This is a genomic window from Rhizobium sp. EC-SD404 (genome assembly GCF_902498825.1).
Taxonomy (GTDB): Bacteria; Pseudomonadota; Alphaproteobacteria; order Rhizobiales; family Rhizobiaceae; genus Georhizobium.
The window spans coordinates 841,608-856,948 of sequence record NZ_LR701459.1; the positions used below are offsets into that span (position 1 = coordinate 841,608).

Consider the following 15,341-nt stretch of genomic DNA (forward strand, 5'->3'; position numbering starts at 1 on the left):
ACCGCTCTTTGAATGAGAGCTCAACACGGGAGAGAGACCATGAACTTGAAGCATTTCGCAGGAGCGCTCGCGCTCGGCACCATGATGGTGATGCCGCTTGCGGCAAGCGCACAGGACGCGGAAACGGCCGTGATCGGCGTTTCCATTCCTGCCGCAACCCACGGCTGGGCCGGCGGCATGAACTTCCATGCCCAGGCAACGATCGACGCGCTGGAAGAGCGTTACGAGAACCTCGACTTCGTTCTCTCGACGGCATCCGATCCGGGCCAGCAGGTCTCCGACATCGAAGACATGATGGCGACCCGCAATATCGACGCCCTCGTCGTCCTGCCTTTCGAATCCGAGCCGCTGACGGGCCCGGTTGCCCGCGTCAAGGAAGAGGGCAAGTGGGTCACGGTCGTCGACCGCGGTCTCGCCCAGGAGAACATCGAAGACCTCTACGTCGCCGGTGACAATCCGGGCTTCGGCCGCGTGGCCGGCGAGTTCTTCGTCGAGCGCATGCCGGAAGGCGGCAACATCGTCGTCCTGCGCGGAATTCCGACCACCATCGACAATGAACGCGTCGAAGCATTCGAAGCGGCCATCGAGGGCTCGGGCATCGAAGTCCTCGGCATGGAACACGGCAACTGGAACCGCGACGACTCCTTCGAAGTCATGCAGGACTTCCTGTCGCGCTATCCGGAAATCGATGCCGTCTGGGCTTCCGACGACGACATGGCCGTTGGCGCACTCGAAGCCATCGCCCAGTCCGGTCGCGAAGCCGACATGTGGGTGCTTGGCGGCGCCGGCATGAAGGAAATGATCCAGCGCGTGATGGATGGCGACGAGCAGGTGCCGGCAAACGTCACCTATCCGCCTGCCATGATCGGCACCGCGATCGAGCTGACGGCGCTTAACTTTGTCGGCAACGCACCGGTTTCGGGCGATTTCATCATCGGTTCGGTGCTGATCACGCCTGAGAATGCCGAGCAGTACTACTACCCGGACAGCCCGTTCTGATCTGACGCAGCGGCGGACCTGAACAGCGCAGCGGCCCCGGAGACGGGGCCGCTTTGCGTTGAGTAGCGCATCACCCAATGGTAGTTTCGCTCATCGAGGCCCGATGCCAAATCGCGCGATGTGGACGTTCGAACTTCCAGAAAGCCCTTATGACACCGACAAAAACTCTCGCCGCCCGGATCCCTTCCGATTTCCTCTTCGGTGTTGCGACCGCCGCGTTCCAGATCGAAGGGGCAGCGAAGACGGATGGACGGGGGCCGTCCATCTGGGATGCGTTTTCGAAGATGCCGGGTCGCACCTTTGGCCGGCATGACGGCGATGTTGCCTGCGACCATTACAACCGCCTGGACGCCGATCTCGATCTCATCCGCGATCTCGGGGTCGACGCCTACCGCTTCTCCATCGCCTGGCCCCGGATCTTTCCTAGCGGGCGCGGCGATGTGAACGAGAAGGGCCTCGAATTCTATGAACGTCTCGTCGATGGCCTGAAATCACGGGGCATCAAGGCCTTCGCGACCCTCTACCATTGGGACCTGCCATTGGCGTTGATGGGCGATGGTGGCTGGACGACCCGGGACACCGCATACGCCTTTGCCGATTACGCCGACATCGTCGCGCGCCGTCTTGGCGACCGGCTGGACAGCGTCGCCACCTTCAACGAACCCTGGTGCTCCGTGTGGCTGAGCCACCTTTACGGTATCCATGCGCCGGGTGAGCGATCGATGGATGCGGCGCTCCACGCGCTGCACATGACCAACCTCGCGCACGGCTTCGGTGTCGCTGCCCTGCGCTCGGCAAGGCCTGAACTGCCCGTCGGCATCGTGATCAACGCGCATGCGACCCTGGCGCTGACCGACAGCGAAGTGGACCAGGAGGCGGCCGAGCGCGCCTTTTCGTTCCACAACGGCGTGTTCTTCGGCCCGCTTTTCAACGGCGCCTATCCGGATGATTTCATGGCGGCGCTCGGCGAGAGGATGCCGACGATCGAGCCGGGCGACATGGACGCCATCTCCGTGCCGCTCGATTTCTGGGGCCTGAACTACTACACGCCGATGCGCGTAAAGCACGATGCATCGAAGGGCGCGGAGTTCCCGGCCGCCCTGCCGGTCGTGCCGGAGAATTGCGTGAAGACCGATATCGGCTGGGAGGTCGAGCCGTCTGCGCTCGCCTACATCATCCGCGAGCTCAACCAGCGTTACGACCTCCCCGATCTCTACATCACCGAGAACGGTGCCTGCTATAACATGGGTGTGGAGAACGGCACCGTCGATGATCAGCCGCGCCTCGACTACATCGAGCGCCATCTGTCCGTTCTCGCCGATCTCATCGACGAAGGTTTTTCAATCAGAGGCTATTTCGCCTGGAGCCTGATGGACAATTTCGAGTGGGCGGAAGGCTACCGCATGCGCTTCGGCATCGTTCACGTGGACTACGAGACGCAGGTGCGCACCGTGAAGTCATCGGGCCGCTGGTATGCCGAACTCGCCACAGCCCATAGCGGGCGCAACTGAGCAAGCGCTAGCCGCCTAGCTCACTCTCCGAGATGCCGCTCGCCGCGCTTCTTGGCGAGTGCGATCTGGCGTTCCCGTTCGCGAAACCGCGCGCGGTCTTCCTCGCTACGCACATCGAAGCATTGCGGGCAGGAAACGCCGGCTTCATAGGTCGGCGCTGCCAGATCTTCCGGCGAGAGCGGATGCCGGCAGGCGCGGCAGAGCTGCAGGTCGCCCTCGTCGAGCCCATGGCCAACTGAAACGCGTTCGTCGAACACGAAGCACTGGCCTTCCCAATGGCTTTCCGTTTCCGGCACGTCCTCGAGATATTTCAAGATGCCGCCCTTGAGATGGTAGACCTCGTCGAAGCCTTCCTTCTTCATGAAGGCCGAGGCCTTTTCGCAGCGGATGCCGCCGGTGCAGAACATGGCGATCTTGGTCTTGTCCTTCAGTTCCGGATGGGCGCGCACCCATTCCGGAAACTCGCGAAATGACTTGGTCTTCGGGTCGATCGCTTCCCGGAACGTACCGATGGCGACCTCGTAATCGTTGCGCGTGTCGATCACGATCGTATCGGGATCCGAGATGAGAGCGTTCCAAGCGGCCGGATCGACATAGGTCCCGGCATCGCGCTGCGGATCGATGTCCGTCACTCCCATGGTGACGATCTCTTTCTTGAGCCGTACCTTGAGCCGCAGAAAGGGCTGGGCGCTCGCCCGGCTTTCCTTGTGAATCAGGCCGGAAAACTCGGACTGCGCTCTGAGATGGGCAAGCACCGCGCCGATCCCGGCATCACTGCCGGCAATCGTGCCGTTGATGCCCTCATGCGCCAAAAGCAGCGTCCCGCGAATACCGTTTTCGCGGCAGATAGCTTCCAGCGGCTCGCGAAAGCTTTCGAAGCGGGGAAAATTTGCGAAGTGATAGAGCGCTGCGACGAGAAAGGGCTTTGCGGCTTCCTCGGCAGAAGCGGTCGGATTTTCAGGGCGTTTGGTGCTCATGGCGGCCAGATAGCGCTTCACTCGCAGTTTCGCAATTCTTCCTGCGCTGTCGGAAGTCTTGCGCTCCATGCTCGCCACGGAGAAAGGCCGCACCATTGTCGGTTCGCTCAACGGCAATGGAGGAATGGCATGCTCGAACGGACCGAACTGGATGCGGTGGCGCGCGAGGCGGCCCGGTTGCGCGTGGAGACGGCAGCGCTGATGGCGGTCATCGAGGTCGAAAGCGGCGGCAGGGCCCATGCGATCGTCGCCGGCCGCGCCGAACCGCTCATCCGGTTCGAAGGCCATTATTTCGATCGGCTCGTGAGCCCCGACCAGCGGGCAGAGGCGAGGGCGCAGGGGCTTGCATCGCCACGTGCCGGCGCGATCGCGAACCCATCGTCACAGGCCGCCCGGTGGGCGCTGCTGAACCGTGCCGCGCAGATCGATCGGGATGCCGCCTATGCCTCCACATCCTGGGGTCTCGGGCAGGTGATGGGCGAGCACTGGCGCTGGCTCGGCTATGAAAGCGTCGAGGCGCTCGTCGCGGAAGCACGCGTGGGTTTTGCCGGGCAACTGCGGCTGATGATCCTCTTTATTGAGAAAGCCGGACTGGTGGACGCCGTGCGGCGGCGCGACTGGACCGCGTTTGCGCGCGGCTATAATGGCCCGGCCTATGCGCGTCACGGCTATCACACCCGGCTGGCAGCAGCGTACCGCCGCCATGCCGCAAGCGAAGAGCCAGGTGACGTCCCTCGTCTGCTGAAGATTGGCATGTCGGGACCGGACGTCGTCGCGCTTCAGGGGCGCCTGCGGGCTTTCGCAACTGCAGGCAATGGTGCGGTGATATCGGTCGATGGCCTATTCGGCCCGCAGACGCTGGCGGCCCTGAAGCACTATCAGCACAATGCCGGGCTCGTGCCCGACGGCATCGCCGGGCCGCGGACGATGGCAGCACTGGAAGCAGAACCGGATGGCGACGCAGGCGCCGGGCGTCTCGCGTCCGCCGGACTGATCACTGCCGTGATTTCGCAGCTGAAGACGATACTCAATCGATTGAACCTGCTCCATTGAGGCGATCAATGGACATCCGCGCATGAAGTCGGTAAGCCCAAGGGCATCCCATGCTGCTCAAGGAAAGCGTTGACGCGATGAACGACAAGACCTCCCGTCTTCTGGCAACATTGAAGTTGCAGACCGTCGTACCGGTGCTTGTCATCGATGATGCCCGAACAGCTGTGCCCTTGGCGCGCGCGCTCGTCGCGGGTGGCCTTAAGGCCATCGAGATCACGTTGCGCACGCCGGCCGCGCTCGAGGCGATCCGTCTCGTCGCTCAGGAGGTCGAGGGCGCTGTTGCCGGTGCCGGCACCATCCTCAACGCTCGCAACTACGACGAAGCCGTCGAAGCGGGCTCCCAGTTCATTGTTTCTCCCGGCACGACGCAGGAACTGCTCGATGCCGCGCGCAAATCGTCCGTGCCGCTTTTGCCGGGCGCTGCCACGTCCAGCGAAGTGATGGCGCTGCGCGAAGAGGGCTATGATGTGCTCAAATTCTTCCCGGCCGAACAGGCCGGCGGGGCCGCCTATCTCAAGTCATTGTCCTCGCCGCTGGCGGGAACGTTGTTCTGTCCGACCGGGGGCATTTCGCCGGAAAACGCGCGCACCTATCTCTCGCTGCCGAACGTCGTTTGCGTCGGCGGCTCCTGGGTCGCTCCGAAAGCCATGGTGGAAGCCGGTGATTGGGACGGAATCACCCGTTTGGCGTCCGAAGCGATGCTGCTGGCTCAATAGACGTTTGAATTCGAGCGCCGCGGTTCTTATCTGCCGAGCAACGCATATGCTCCGCAAAAGGTAGACGCCATGCTTGATCCCAAGAAGCTCCTCGAACAGTTCCTCGGTTCGTCCCGTGGGGGCTCGTCCTCCGGGTCCGATATCCTCGGCAAGCTCGGTGGGCTCACAGGTCAGGGTGGCGCTCTTGGCAAGCTTGGCGGTTTGGCAGGTCAGGGAGGCGGCGGTCTTTCGGGCAGGGCGGGTCAGGTGGCCGACATGGCCCGCAACAATCCCATGGCCGCAAGCGCCGTCATGGCGGCGCTGCTCGGCACCAAGACCGGACGTCAGCTTGGCGGCTCGGCCTTGAAGGTGGGCGGCATGGCTGCCATCGCCGGCCTCGGCTATCTCGCCTACCGCAACTATCAGTCTGGCAAGGCGCCCACCACCGTCGCCGGCCAGCCGCAGCAGGAAGTGTTGCCGCCGCCGGCCGGCAGCGGTTTCGACATGGATCCTCAGCAGACCAGCGATGATTTCGCCCTTGCCATGGTGCGGGCGATGATCGCCGCGGCCAAGGCCGATGGCCATATCGATGCCACCGAACGCGCCGCGATCGTCGGAAAGTTGTCCGAAGACGGACTCGACGCTGAGGAACTTGCTTTCCTGCAGAAGGAACTGGACGGCCCCGTCGATGTCGATGCGATTGTCGCGGCAGCAAAGACCGAAGAGCAGAAGGTGGAAATCTACACCGCCTCGCGCCTCGCCATCGATCCGGATACGCGCGCCGAGCGCGGCTATCTCGACCTGCTGGCCGGCCGACTTGCGCTGCCCGACGCTCTGGTCGATCACATCGAAGCGACGGTCTCGGGCGTCAAGACAGCCTAAGGCACTTCACGTCGTCCGCGTTGCGCCTGGTTCAGGCATGACGCGGGCGATGATGCTTTCCAGCGCCGCGTGGCGTTCGGTTTCCGATAGCCCGTCGAGCATGATCCGGCCGGAGATCATCAGATCCGACAGCCCGTGGACCATCGCCCAGGCGGCGATCACGTCCACGTCGTTGGGCTGCGGCGGTGTATTCTCATCGCCGCGCACCGCAGCCACGTCGTCCGCAAGCTGCATGTAGGCCGCCTGCGCGCGCTGGGCGAGATGCACATTGGCGTCGTCACGCCGCTCGGATGAGAACATCAGCCGAAAGAGTGCCTGGTTTTCCCAGGCAAATGTCAGATAGCCGATCCCGGCGGCCAGCAAATTGGCACGCGCGTCGACTGGCCGCGCCGCTGTCTTCACCCGCGTCTGCGTCTCGATGAACCGCTCGAAGCCCTGTGCTGCGAGTGCCGTCAGCAATCCGGCCGCATCGCCGAAATGGTGAGCCGGTGCCGCATGGGAAACGCCTGCGCGCTTGGCGCAGCCCCGCAACGTGAAACCTTCGATGCCCTTTTCGGCAAGCTCGAGCTCTGCAGCCTCCAGCAGCGCCGCGCGCAGATCGCCGTGGTGATAGGGTTTGGCTGGCGTGGTTTTCTCGGAAACGACAATTCTCCTCACTTTCCGCAAAGACTTCCCATCTTTACGGCGTCAAAATAAACTTGACAACAGAAAGATGCGTGCCATTCTTCAATCCTGACGCTGTCTAGATCGAAGGAGAGGGACGATGGTCGAGAGTGCGTTTTCTGCTGCAAGCACACTGGCAATGACAGGCTGGATGGCGCTCGCCGCATCCCATTTCGGCCGGCTGCGCTCGATCCGGCCTTATCCCGAAATCATCGTTCCGCTGCTTCTTTCTGCCGCCTATGCGGCGTTGATCCTTACCTTCTGGGCAGGGGCCGATGGTGGGTTCTCCACCCTCGCCGACGTCACGTTGCTGTTCCAGACGCCGAAGATCCTGCTCGCCGGCTGGCTGCATTATCTCGCCTTCGACCTTCTGATCGGCGCCTGGATCGTGCGTGCCAATGAAGTTGAAGGGCTGCCCTTCGCACTGCTGTTGCCGATCCTCGCCCTGACCTTCCTGTTCGGGCCGGTCGGTTATCTCGTCTTCCAGATGCTGCGCCTGGCGCGGTCGCACAAACTCGGTCCTGCTTGAGGAGCGTCAGATGAATTCTACCGTTCTCGATCCGCGTCTGACGCGAACCCAAGGGCAGAGCGTCGGGCTGTTGGCGCGATTGCGCAACGATGAACCGCTGTTTACCGCGGCCGGCCTGTTCCTGCTCGTTTTGATGCTGCCGACATTCGCCGCATCGGTGATCGATCCGCGCGACTGGGCCGGCGTCGCGGGCTGGAGCAAGCCGCTCAAGTTCCAGTTCGCGCTCGGTGTCTACCTTCTGTCGCTTGCCTTCTTTGCCCGCTACCTGCCGGCGGAGCTCAGCGCGCGCCGCAGCTATCGCCTTTATGCCGGGAGCGTCGTCGCGGCGATCATGGCGGAGACGCTTTGGGTCGGCGGCGCGGTGATGCTCGGGACCAGCTCTCACTTCAACATGGGCCCGATCGCGGGTCCGATCTATGGACTGATGGGCCTTCTCGCCCTGTGGCTGACGGGTGCTTCCGCCTACTATGCTTGGCAGATCGCGCGCGGGCCGGCGCTGGCCGACAACCGCGTCGTCAAGGAAGCAATCGTGTTCGGCCTCGCGATGGTGTTGCCGATGACGGCTGTCACCGCCGGTTACATGAGCGGATCGAGTAGCCATTTTGTCGGGTCGTCCGGCGGTCATGCAACGCTTGCTCTGCTCGGCTGGGCGCGCGATGGCGGCGATCTTCGTGTGTCCCATTTCTTCGCGACACACGCTCTCCATTTCGTCCCGCTGGCCGGCCTCCTGCTCGCCGCGTGGCTCGGGACGAGAGCCATCTGGGCGATCCGCTCCTTTGCGCTTGCCTACACCGCATTCGTTGTATTCGTCTTCCTGCAAGCGTTGGCAGGACAACCTTTTTTGCCCTTCCTCGGATAGGCGCCTATCCCTTCGAGATGCTATTGCGGCAAACGGTCGGCGCTGCGGAACTGAATCGCGCGCTTCTCCGTTTGCCGGCGTTGCTGAGGGGACTCCATGACTGCGTTCATCGTCGACTACCAGGCCTATATCGCATTGGGCCTGCTTGCCTTGATGTTTGTCGGCTTCTTTACCGAACGCTATCCACCGGACGTGATCGCTGCGGCAGGTGCCGTCGTCTTCGTCATCATCGGCTTCGTCTCGGCAGACGAACTGCTGGCCGTATTTTCCAATCCGGCGCCGCTGACGATCGCCGCCATGTTCATTTTGTCGGGCGCGCTCGTTCGTACCGGTGTTCTGGAGATGATTTCCAACAAGGTCATCGCCCTGTCGGGCAAACGGCCGGTTCTGGCGCTGCTGGCGCTGCTCGGCATAGTCTCCATCTCATCGGCCTTCGTGAACAACACCCCTGTCGTGCTCGTCACCATTCCCATCATCATCAAGCTCGCCTCGTCGATGAAGATCGCATCGACCCGGCTCCTCATCCCGCTGTCCTACGCGGCGATCTTCGGCGGCACGGTCACCTTGATCGGCACCTCGACGAACCTTCTCGTCGACGGCGTTGCGCGTGAAAATGGTTTGGCCGCTTTCTCGATCTTCGAGATCACGCCCGTCGGCATCGTCGTCGTGTTGGCCGGCTGGGCATCGCTCGCCATTCTCGGCCCCTTGCTTCTCCCCCACCGGGAGGGCGGCGGTGCCGAATCCGTCGAGTCCGAAGACCCGGTCTATCTGAGCGAAGTCATGATCACGGCCGCCGCCAAGATCGAGAACAAGCCGCTCAAGGAAATCGCAGCATTGAACCGCGAGTCGATCCGCATCGTGTCGGTGATGCGCGGTGGTCAAAAATTGAAGGACCTGGACGACCTGCTTCTGACGACGGGCGACCGCCTCGTCATTCAGGCGCCCGCATCCGAAATTCTGACGCTGAACGAAGAGGATGGATACCGGGTCGGGCCTCGCCGAGGCATTCGAAAGCTGGAAGACGGTATCATTGTCGAAGCCTTCGTCGCGCCGCGTCGTCACAGCGTCGGCCGCACCCTGGCGGAAATGGGACTTGGCAGTCACTTCGGTGCGCGCGTCCTCGGCATCCACCGTCCGAACCACAATGCCGGCGCAGATATGGCGAGCGTCCGCTTGCGCCCCGCAGACCGACTGCTGATCGAAGGTCAGGAAGAGGGCATCTCGCGTCTCGCCGAGGAGGCGAACCTCGTTTCCATTACCGCATCCGAAGAGCGCTCGTTCCGCCGCAGCAAGGCCCCTATCGCCATCGCAGCGCTCATGGCAGTCGTCGGCCTCGCGGCGTTCAACGTCATGCCCATCGAGGCCCTGGCCTTCATCGCCGTTGTCGCGATCCTGCTTCTGCGCTGCATTGACTCCGACGAAGCCTGGAGCGCCGTCGATGGATCGATCCTGATCCTCATCTTCGCCATGTTGGCGATCGGTACGGGCCTGCAGAACACAGGCGCCATCGAACTGGTGGTCTCGTTCATCTCGCCATGGATATCGCAGATGTCGCCCATCGTCGCGCTCGTGGCAGTCTATGCGTTGACGTCTTTCCTAACCGAGGTGGCGAGCAACAATGCCGTCGCCGTCATCATAACGCCGCTGGCAATAGGGCTGGCCGAAAGCCTAGGCATCGACCCCAGAGCCTTCGTGGTCGCCGTCATGTTCGCCGCAAGCGCAAGCTTCGCAACGCCGATCGGGTACCAGACCAACACGCTGGTCTACGGCGCCGGCAATTATACCTTCGCGGACTTTCTGAAGATCGGCGTGCCGATGAACATCATCATCGGCGTCGCGACCTGTGCGGCGATCGTCTTCTTCTTCGGCCTCTGATCAACGGCTCAGGAAATCGCGCATGCGCTCCAGCGCACGCTCGATGTTCTCAGCCGAATTCGCATAGGAAAGGCGGATATAGCCTTCGCCGAGAATACCGAAATCCGGCCCGCCGATGAGCGCGACGCCGGCTTCGTCCAGAAGCGCCGCCGCCAGTTTCTTGGCGGGCCAGCCCGTCTCCTTGACGTTGGGGAACGCATAGAACGCTCCCTTCGGCGTGGCGCAATCGACGCCCGGCAGCGCCCGCAGGCCATCGACCACGAGTTTGCGGCGCTGGTCGAAGGCGGTCATCATCCGATCCACGTCGTCCTGGGGCCCGTCGATCGCGGCGATGCCGGCGAATTGGCTCGGAGCGTTGACGCAGGACCAGCAATTGACGGCCAGCTTGCGCACCTTGTCGTAGAGCCCGTTCGGCCAGATCGACCAGCCCATGCGCCAGCCGGTCATCGCCCACGTCTTGGACCAGCCGTTGAGCACGATCAGCCGATCGCGGATTTCGGGAAATTCGAGCAGCGAGGTATGCGTTTCGCCATCATAGGTCATCACGTCGTAGATCTCGTCGGAAATGATCGCCACATGCGGATGGTCGGCGAGACCTTTGACCAGCTTCTCGATCTCCGCGCGCGGCGTGATCCCGCCCGTCGGGTTTGCCGGTGAATTGAGGATCAGCAGGCGCGTCTTCGGTGTGATCAACGAAAGCGTTTCTTCCGCCGAAAATGCAAAGCCAGTTTCCTCGCGGATCGGCACCGGGACGGGCGTTGCTCCCGTGAACTCGATCATCGAACGATAGATCGGGAAACCGGGGTCCGGATAAAGGATTTCGCTGCCCGGCTCGCCGAACATGACGATCGCCGCATACATGGTCGGCTTGCCGCCAGGCATGATCATCACGTTTTCGGGCGACACTTCGATGCCCGTCGTCGTCAGCGTGCGGCGTGCAACCGCCTCGCGGGTCGCGAGCAGCCCGGTTGCCGGCGTATAGCCGTGGTGACCGTCCTTCAGCGCCTTGATCGCAGCTTCGACGATGTGCTCCGGTGTCTTGAAGTCCGGCTGGCCGATCCCGAGATTGATGATGTCGCGCCCCTGATTGGCGAGTGCCGTTGCCCGTGCGAGCACGGCAAAGGCATTTTCCTCGCCCATGCGGTCGAATGCGGCCACCGTTGCGATCATCTTAATCTCTCTCCCTGTCGGCGATCGTGTCGCGTTGTCTTTTGGCAGACGTTGATGTCTTATCCGGCCGCGAAGATCAATGAAGCGAAATCTCATGCGCGATTTGGAAAATTGGACGAGCCGCGAGGCGCCGCGCGATGTGCGGCTCGAAGGGCGGTTTCTGGAGCTCCAGCCTTTCGTCGCGGCCAAACATGCGGAAGCTTTGTGGCAGGCGCTCGGCGGTGCGGCTGGCATCAACGAGCGCCTGCGATACTTCCCGTGCCCGGTGTTCCAGTCGGTGTCCGACTTTACGCAATGGCTGGAGAGCAACCAGGGGAGTTGGGTGACGCTGGTCGCTTCGAATCGTACGACCGGGGAGATCGTCGGCATGGCGAGCTACATGCGGATCGACACTGCAAACGGGGTGATCGAAGTCGGCTCGGTCGCCCATGGCGCATCGGTGGCGCGAAAGCCCGCTGCCACCGAACTGCATTATCTGATGGCGCGGCATGTCTTCGAGGACCTCGGTTATCGGCGCTATGAATGGAAATGCCATGATGACAATCGGCCGTCCAAGCGCGCGGCCGGACGTCTCGGCTTCACCTTCGAGGGTGTGTTTCGTCAGCACATGATCTCGAAAGGCGCGAACCGCGATACCGCATGGTATGCCATGATCGACGAGGATTGGCCGGTGATCGGTCAGGCTCTGAAAAACTGGCTGAGCCGGGACAATTTCGATCCCGCCGGAAACCAGCGGCAGACGCTGGAAGAGATACGCGCCGCTTTCATCGCGGGCGAAAGGACAGACAGTTGAACAAGTCGGACCGCAACTCGGCACTCGCCGCTGCCGTCATCATGGCGTTCGTGGGCCTGGGCTTCTTCGTGATGCCGCCCCTGATGATGCAACTGTCGGAAGTCTCGCCATGGCTCGCCTATGCCGTCGCCATCGTCTTCGTTCTCGCGTTCTTCGCGATTTTCTGGCTGCGCGCCCGCCAGCAGCGCCGCAACGAACGTTCCGGCTCGGGCCGCTAAGACTGAAGCTCAGGCCGAAAGCGCTGCCGTAAGCAGCAATGCGCCGATCACGAACACGCAGAGCGCGCCGAAAATCTCTATTCCGTTCGTGACGCGCACGGCGCTACCGTTGCCCGAATAGCGGATTGCCACGTCCTTCGCGCCGACGGCGAGGCAGGCGAGCGCCGAAACGGTGATGGCCGTTCCGATCGACATGGCGAAGACCGAGAGGATGCCGCCGAGATAGAGGCCGTTCAACAGCGCGAAGGTCAAAACGATCAGAGCGCCGGAGCAGGGCCGAAGGCCAACGGCGAGCACGGCAGACCAGGCTTCGCGCGTCGATAGACGCTCTTTTGCAAGCAGCGTAGGATCCGGCGCGTGGGAGTGGCCACAGACCGAGCAGGCATCGTCGCCATGGGAATGCGCATGCCCGTGATGGTGGCCATCATGCGACCCATGATCGTGATGGTGGTGACCATGCTGGTGATGGTCATGGTGATTGTGGCCATGGTGGGCATGAGCGGGCGAGACCGCTGCGGCCGAAAGCGTCGCCGGACGCCGGCGAGCAGGGGCAAGCTTGCGGTAAAGCAGCCACGCGCCGAATGACGTGATGACGGCGAAGCTTGCGATTTCGAGACTGCGCGTCGCATCGGTCATGGAAATCGCCGTGCCGCGCAGGACGAGATAGGTCAATCCGACGACCAGCACCGCCATCGCTCCCTGCAGCAGGGCCGAAGCAAACGACAGGAAGATACCGCGGCGCAGCGCCACTTCGTTGGCGACCATATAGGCCGAGATCACGGCCTTGCCGTGCCCAGGTCCCGCGGCATGAAAGACGCCATAGGCGAAGGACAGCCCGATCAGGCCGGAAAGCTTCCAGGGATCCTCGCGCATGGCGCGCAGCGCGTCGGTGAGCGAGCGATAGAAATCCTGCTGCAGCGCGTTGATCCAGCCGAAGAAGCCGCTCAGAAAACCGCCCGTGTTGATCGACGGTTCGGCCGTGCCGATGCCGAGCGGCGATTGCGCGAGCGCCGGCATGGCCACCAGCGCGGCCCCTACGCAGGCGAGGCAAAGCGGCAAGACAATCCTGCTCCACACCTTCAGCATGTAACCTCCAGCCGTGTCGCGAAGAGCTGCGAGACGTCGTAGCCCTCGGGATCGTTGAAGAAGGCATCCGTCAGGCTGCCCTGCATCTCGGCGAGCACCTGGTCTGGATCGGGCCGGATCACCGCGCTTTCACAATCGCCGGCATCGCCCATGACGACGAGGTCGGTGTCGTTCACGAAATCGATGGCGGCATACATGGTGGGATCGTAGACCCCGAAGGCGAGCTTGCCATCGAGCGGTGCGGCCGCCTTGGGCTTGACGGAGAAGAACATCAGAAGCTGCCCGTCTTCGAAATTCGCGAAGATGCGTTCGGGAGCCACGACACCGAGTTCGACCCCGTCCTTTTGGATTGACGTGTAATAATCGAAGTCAGCGAGGGACTGGCGAACCGTTTCGCCGATCGCTTCCAGCTCTTCCGGCTCGAGCTCGAGATTGGTGTTCGCGTCGAATTCGAGCATCACGGTTGAAGAGAAGAACTCATCGAAGCGCCACACATGGCGGAGCTCTTCGACCTGGTCGTCTTCTCCGAGCATCACCTCCAGCCGTGCTTCGGCAAAGATGTGCGGATGGGCGCCCGCATTCGTCGGCAACGCCGTCAGGCAGATACCGGCAAACGCCAGTCGCGCCAATCCGTTTTTGCGCGTCGTTTTCATGGATGCCCCTGACACTGTGCCGAATCCCGATAGCCATCGATTGCCCCAAAAAGGGGGCTGAAATTCGACCATGACAACGGGGACTTGAGCAAAGCTGGCTTATCAGCCCTGATGCAGCTTCCTGAACCAGCCCGTCTGATGATCCACGAAGGCGCGCACCTTTGCCGGCAGATAGCGGCGATGCGGATAGATCGCATAGATCCCGCGATCGTCGATGCCGTTTTCCTCGAAGAGCGAGATCAGCGCACCGCTGTCGAGCGCGGATTTTGCTACGAAATCGGGCAGCATCGTCACGCCGAGGCCGCCGATCGCGGCGCGCATGGCCATCATCGGGCTGTTCACCTCCATGCGGACATTCACATTGACGCTGAAGAGGCTGCCATCGGCACGCTGAAACCGCCAATTGCTCAGCGAGCGGCCATTGGTGTCGAGAATGCAGGGCAAGCGCGCGAGGTCCGATGGATCGGTCAGCGGCCCGTGTTGCTCGATGAAGGCGGGGGAAGCGCAGACGAGAATGCGGAAAGGTCCGAGCTTGCGGGCGATGAGCCCGGAATCCTCAAGCCGCGTGATGCGGATGGCGATGTCGAAGCCTTCCTCCACCAGATCGACGAACCGGTCGTCGGCGACGACATCGAGCGTCAGATCGGGATGATCCACCGCGAAATCGACCAGCGATGCCCCGATATCGGCATCGGCGAAGGTGCGCGGAGCGGAGATCCGAAGGCGACCCTTGAGATCGCTGTTGTTCTCGCGCACCAGGTCCGCAAGGCTGTCTATTTCCTTCAAGATTTCCGACGCGCTTTTGTAATAGGTGTGACCCGCTTCGGTGAGCGAGAATTGCCGCGTCGTGCGGTTCAAGAGAAGTGCGCCGAGTTCGTCTTCAAGTTCCCGGACATATTTGGAAAGCAGCGCCTTGGACCGGCCGATCTTGCGCGATGCTGCGGAAAAGCCCTCTGCCTCGACCACGTCGATGAAGGCTCGAATGCGCGTCAATGTATCCAACGTAAGGATGTCCTTGCTTTAGTTCAGCCGCATATGTTGTCAAATGACACGATCGCAAGAGGGAAGGCGGCATTCTGTCGACCGAATGACGCTTACGTGTTCGACAGAACACGGTGCAAAAACCGCTTGATTGTGACGGCGCGACTCACTATCTCCGGTGCTGCCCAAAGTCGCACGTGCCTGTGGGTGTCCGCCGAACCCTCGAATGGTGAGGAAATTCGGTAAGGTACCTGGAACTAACCCCTCCAGTCGCTTCTCCGGCCAACCGGAAAGAGCGAGGACATCTTGAAGCAACGACGGTGCGGGCCTTTCTGGTGTCTGCCGGCTGTCCAAATGCCGGGGTTACTGAAGAGGCACACCCTCATTGCCGAAAGTG

General features: G+C 62.3%; 16 protein-coding genes. 10 read left to right on the forward strand and 6 right to left on the reverse strand.

Features of this window, described 5'->3' with window-relative positions:
- Positions 1–39: 39 nt before the first annotated feature.
- Positions 40–999 (forward strand): ABC transporter substrate-binding protein, encoded by a 960-nt coding sequence (locus tag GC125_RS04970; RefSeq protein ID WP_151984308.1) that lies wholly within the window; start codon positions 40–42, stop codon positions 997–999.
- A gap of 149 nt (positions 1,000–1,148) precedes the next feature.
- On the forward strand, positions 1,149–2,510 hold the full coding sequence (locus GC125_RS04975) for a GH1 family beta-glucosidase (RefSeq protein ID WP_151984309.1): 1,362 nt from the start codon (positions 1,149–1,151) through the stop codon (positions 2,508–2,510).
- A 20-nt stretch (positions 2,511–2,530) separates the two neighbouring features.
- Here the strand turns inward: GC125_RS04975 and trhO are convergent, their stop codons facing one another.
- Complete coding sequence (gene trhO, locus GC125_RS04980) at positions 2,531–3,487, reverse strand: oxygen-dependent tRNA uridine(34) hydroxylase TrhO (protein WP_151987574.1); 957 nt, start codon at positions 3,485–3,487, stop codon at positions 2,531–2,533.
- Positions 3,488–3,616: 129 nt separating this feature from the next.
- On the opposite strand from trhO, the gene GC125_RS20210 reads away from it, so the two are divergent.
- From GC125_RS20210 to GC125_RS04995, 3 genes are all read left to right on the forward strand, one after another.
- Positions 3,617–4,540, forward strand: a complete 924-nt coding sequence (locus GC125_RS20210) for an N-acetylmuramidase domain-containing protein (protein ID WP_151984310.1) — start codon at positions 3,617–3,619, stop codon at positions 4,538–4,540.
- A gap of 77 nt (positions 4,541–4,617) precedes the next feature.
- Positions 4,618–5,256: a 2-dehydro-3-deoxy-phosphogluconate aldolase gene (locus GC125_RS04990; RefSeq protein WP_151984311.1), complete on the forward strand. Its 639-nt coding sequence runs from the start codon at positions 4,618–4,620 to the stop codon at positions 5,254–5,256.
- Between the two features lie 69 nt (positions 5,257–5,325).
- Positions 5,326–6,117 carry a tellurite resistance TerB family protein gene (locus GC125_RS04995; RefSeq protein WP_151984312.1) on the forward strand — a complete coding sequence of 264 codons (792 nt, stop codon included), beginning with the start codon at positions 5,326–5,328 and terminating at the stop codon, positions 6,115–6,117.
- Positions 6,118–6,123: 6 nt separating this feature from the next.
- Here GC125_RS04995 and GC125_RS05000 read toward each other — a convergent pair whose 3' ends face one another.
- The gene (locus tag GC125_RS05000; protein WP_199864451.1) at positions 6,124–6,774 is read right to left on the reverse strand and encodes a TetR/AcrR family transcriptional regulator; all 651 of its coding nucleotides are present in this window, start codon (positions 6,772–6,774) and stop codon (positions 6,124–6,126) included.
- A gap of 106 nt (positions 6,775–6,880) precedes the next feature.
- Here GC125_RS05000 and GC125_RS05005 point away from each other — a divergent pair, with 106 nt between their 5' ends.
- The 3 genes from GC125_RS05005 to GC125_RS05015 all read left to right on the forward strand — a co-directional run bounded on the left by GC125_RS05005 (position 6,881) and on the right by GC125_RS05015 (position 10,043).
- On the forward strand, positions 6,881–7,309 hold the full coding sequence (locus GC125_RS05005; RefSeq protein WP_151984314.1) for an abscisic acid-deficient protein Aba4 family protein: 429 nt from the start codon (positions 6,881–6,883) through the stop codon (positions 7,307–7,309).
- Between the two features lie 10 nt (positions 7,310–7,319).
- Positions 7,320–8,168, forward strand: coding sequence for a hypothetical protein (locus GC125_RS05010; RefSeq protein ID WP_151984315.1), 849 nt, complete (start codon positions 7,320–7,322; stop codon positions 8,166–8,168).
- Between the two features lie 96 nt (positions 8,169–8,264).
- Positions 8,265–10,043 carry an SLC13 family permease gene (locus GC125_RS05015; RefSeq protein ID WP_151984316.1) on the forward strand — a complete coding sequence of 593 codons (1,779 nt, stop codon included), beginning with the start codon at positions 8,265–8,267 and terminating at the stop codon, positions 10,041–10,043.
- Here the strand turns inward: GC125_RS05015 and GC125_RS05020 are convergent, their stop codons facing one another.
- Positions 10,044–11,213 (reverse strand): pyridoxal phosphate-dependent aminotransferase, encoded by a 1,170-nt coding sequence (locus GC125_RS05020; protein WP_151984317.1) that lies wholly within the window; start codon positions 11,211–11,213, stop codon positions 10,044–10,046.
- Between the two features lie 94 nt (positions 11,214–11,307).
- On the opposite strand from GC125_RS05020, the gene GC125_RS05025 reads away from it, so the two are divergent.
- Both GC125_RS05025 and GC125_RS05030 read left to right on the forward strand, forming a co-directional pair.
- Positions 11,308–12,006 carry a GNAT family N-acetyltransferase gene (locus GC125_RS05025; RefSeq protein ID WP_151984318.1) on the forward strand — a complete coding sequence of 233 codons (699 nt, stop codon included), beginning with the start codon at positions 11,308–11,310 and terminating at the stop codon, positions 12,004–12,006.
- Complete coding sequence (locus tag GC125_RS05030) at positions 12,003–12,224, forward strand: hypothetical protein (RefSeq protein ID WP_151984319.1); 222 nt, start codon at positions 12,003–12,005, stop codon at positions 12,222–12,224. The genes GC125_RS05025 and GC125_RS05030 overlap by 4 nt, the downstream gene beginning before the upstream one ends.
- Before the next feature lie 9 nt (positions 12,225–12,233).
- Here GC125_RS05030 and GC125_RS05035 read toward each other — a convergent pair whose 3' ends face one another.
- The 3 genes from GC125_RS05035 to GC125_RS05045 all read right to left on the reverse strand — a co-directional run bounded on the left by GC125_RS05035 (position 12,234) and on the right by GC125_RS05045 (position 14,965).
- Positions 12,234–13,310: a nickel/cobalt transporter gene (locus GC125_RS05035; protein WP_151984320.1), complete on the reverse strand. Its 1,077-nt coding sequence runs from the start codon at positions 13,308–13,310 to the stop codon at positions 12,234–12,236.
- On the reverse strand, positions 13,304–13,963 hold the full coding sequence (locus GC125_RS05040; RefSeq protein WP_151984321.1) for a DUF1007 family protein: 660 nt from the start codon (positions 13,961–13,963) through the stop codon (positions 13,304–13,306). The genes GC125_RS05035 and GC125_RS05040 overlap by 7 nt, the downstream gene beginning before the upstream one ends.
- A 102-nt stretch (positions 13,964–14,065) precedes the next feature.
- Positions 14,066–14,965 (reverse strand): LysR family transcriptional regulator, encoded by a 900-nt coding sequence (locus GC125_RS05045; protein ID WP_151984322.1) that lies wholly within the window; start codon positions 14,963–14,965, stop codon positions 14,066–14,068.
- Positions 14,966–15,341 lie beyond the last annotated feature (376 nt).

Coding starts and splice junctions, on each gene's coding strand:
- GC125_RS04970 (WP_151984308.1), top strand. CDS start 40: ATGAACTTGAAGCATTTCGCAGGAGCGCTCGCGCTCGGCACCATGATG.
- GC125_RS04975 (WP_151984309.1), top strand. CDS start 1,149: ATGACACCGACAAAAACTCTCGCCGCCCGGATCCCTTCCGATTTCCTC.
- trhO (WP_151987574.1), bottom strand. CDS start 3,487: ATGAGCACCAAACGCCCTGAAAATCCGACCGCTTCTGCCGAGGAAGCC.
- GC125_RS20210 (WP_151984310.1), top strand. CDS start 3,617: ATGCTCGAACGGACCGAACTGGATGCGGTGGCGCGCGAGGCGGCCCGG.
- GC125_RS04990 (WP_151984311.1), top strand. CDS start 4,618: ATGAACGACAAGACCTCCCGTCTTCTGGCAACATTGAAGTTGCAGACC.
- GC125_RS04995 (WP_151984312.1), top strand. CDS start 5,326: ATGCTTGATCCCAAGAAGCTCCTCGAACAGTTCCTCGGTTCGTCCCGT.
- GC125_RS05005 (WP_151984314.1), top strand. CDS start 6,881: ATGGTCGAGAGTGCGTTTTCTGCTGCAAGCACACTGGCAATGACAGGC.
- GC125_RS05010 (WP_151984315.1), top strand. CDS start 7,320: ATGAATTCTACCGTTCTCGATCCGCGTCTGACGCGAACCCAAGGGCAG.
- GC125_RS05015 (WP_151984316.1), top strand. CDS start 8,265: ATGACTGCGTTCATCGTCGACTACCAGGCCTATATCGCATTGGGCCTG.
- GC125_RS05020 (WP_151984317.1), bottom strand. CDS start 11,213: ATGATCGCAACGGTGGCCGCATTCGACCGCATGGGCGAGGAAAATGCC.
- GC125_RS05025 (WP_151984318.1), top strand. CDS start 11,308: ATGCGCGATTTGGAAAATTGGACGAGCCGCGAGGCGCCGCGCGATGTG.
- GC125_RS05035 (WP_151984320.1), bottom strand. CDS start 13,310: ATGCTGAAGGTGTGGAGCAGGATTGTCTTGCCGCTTTGCCTCGCCTGC.
- GC125_RS05040 (WP_151984321.1), bottom strand. CDS start 13,963: ATGAAAACGACGCGCAAAAACGGATTGGCGCGACTGGCGTTTGCCGGT.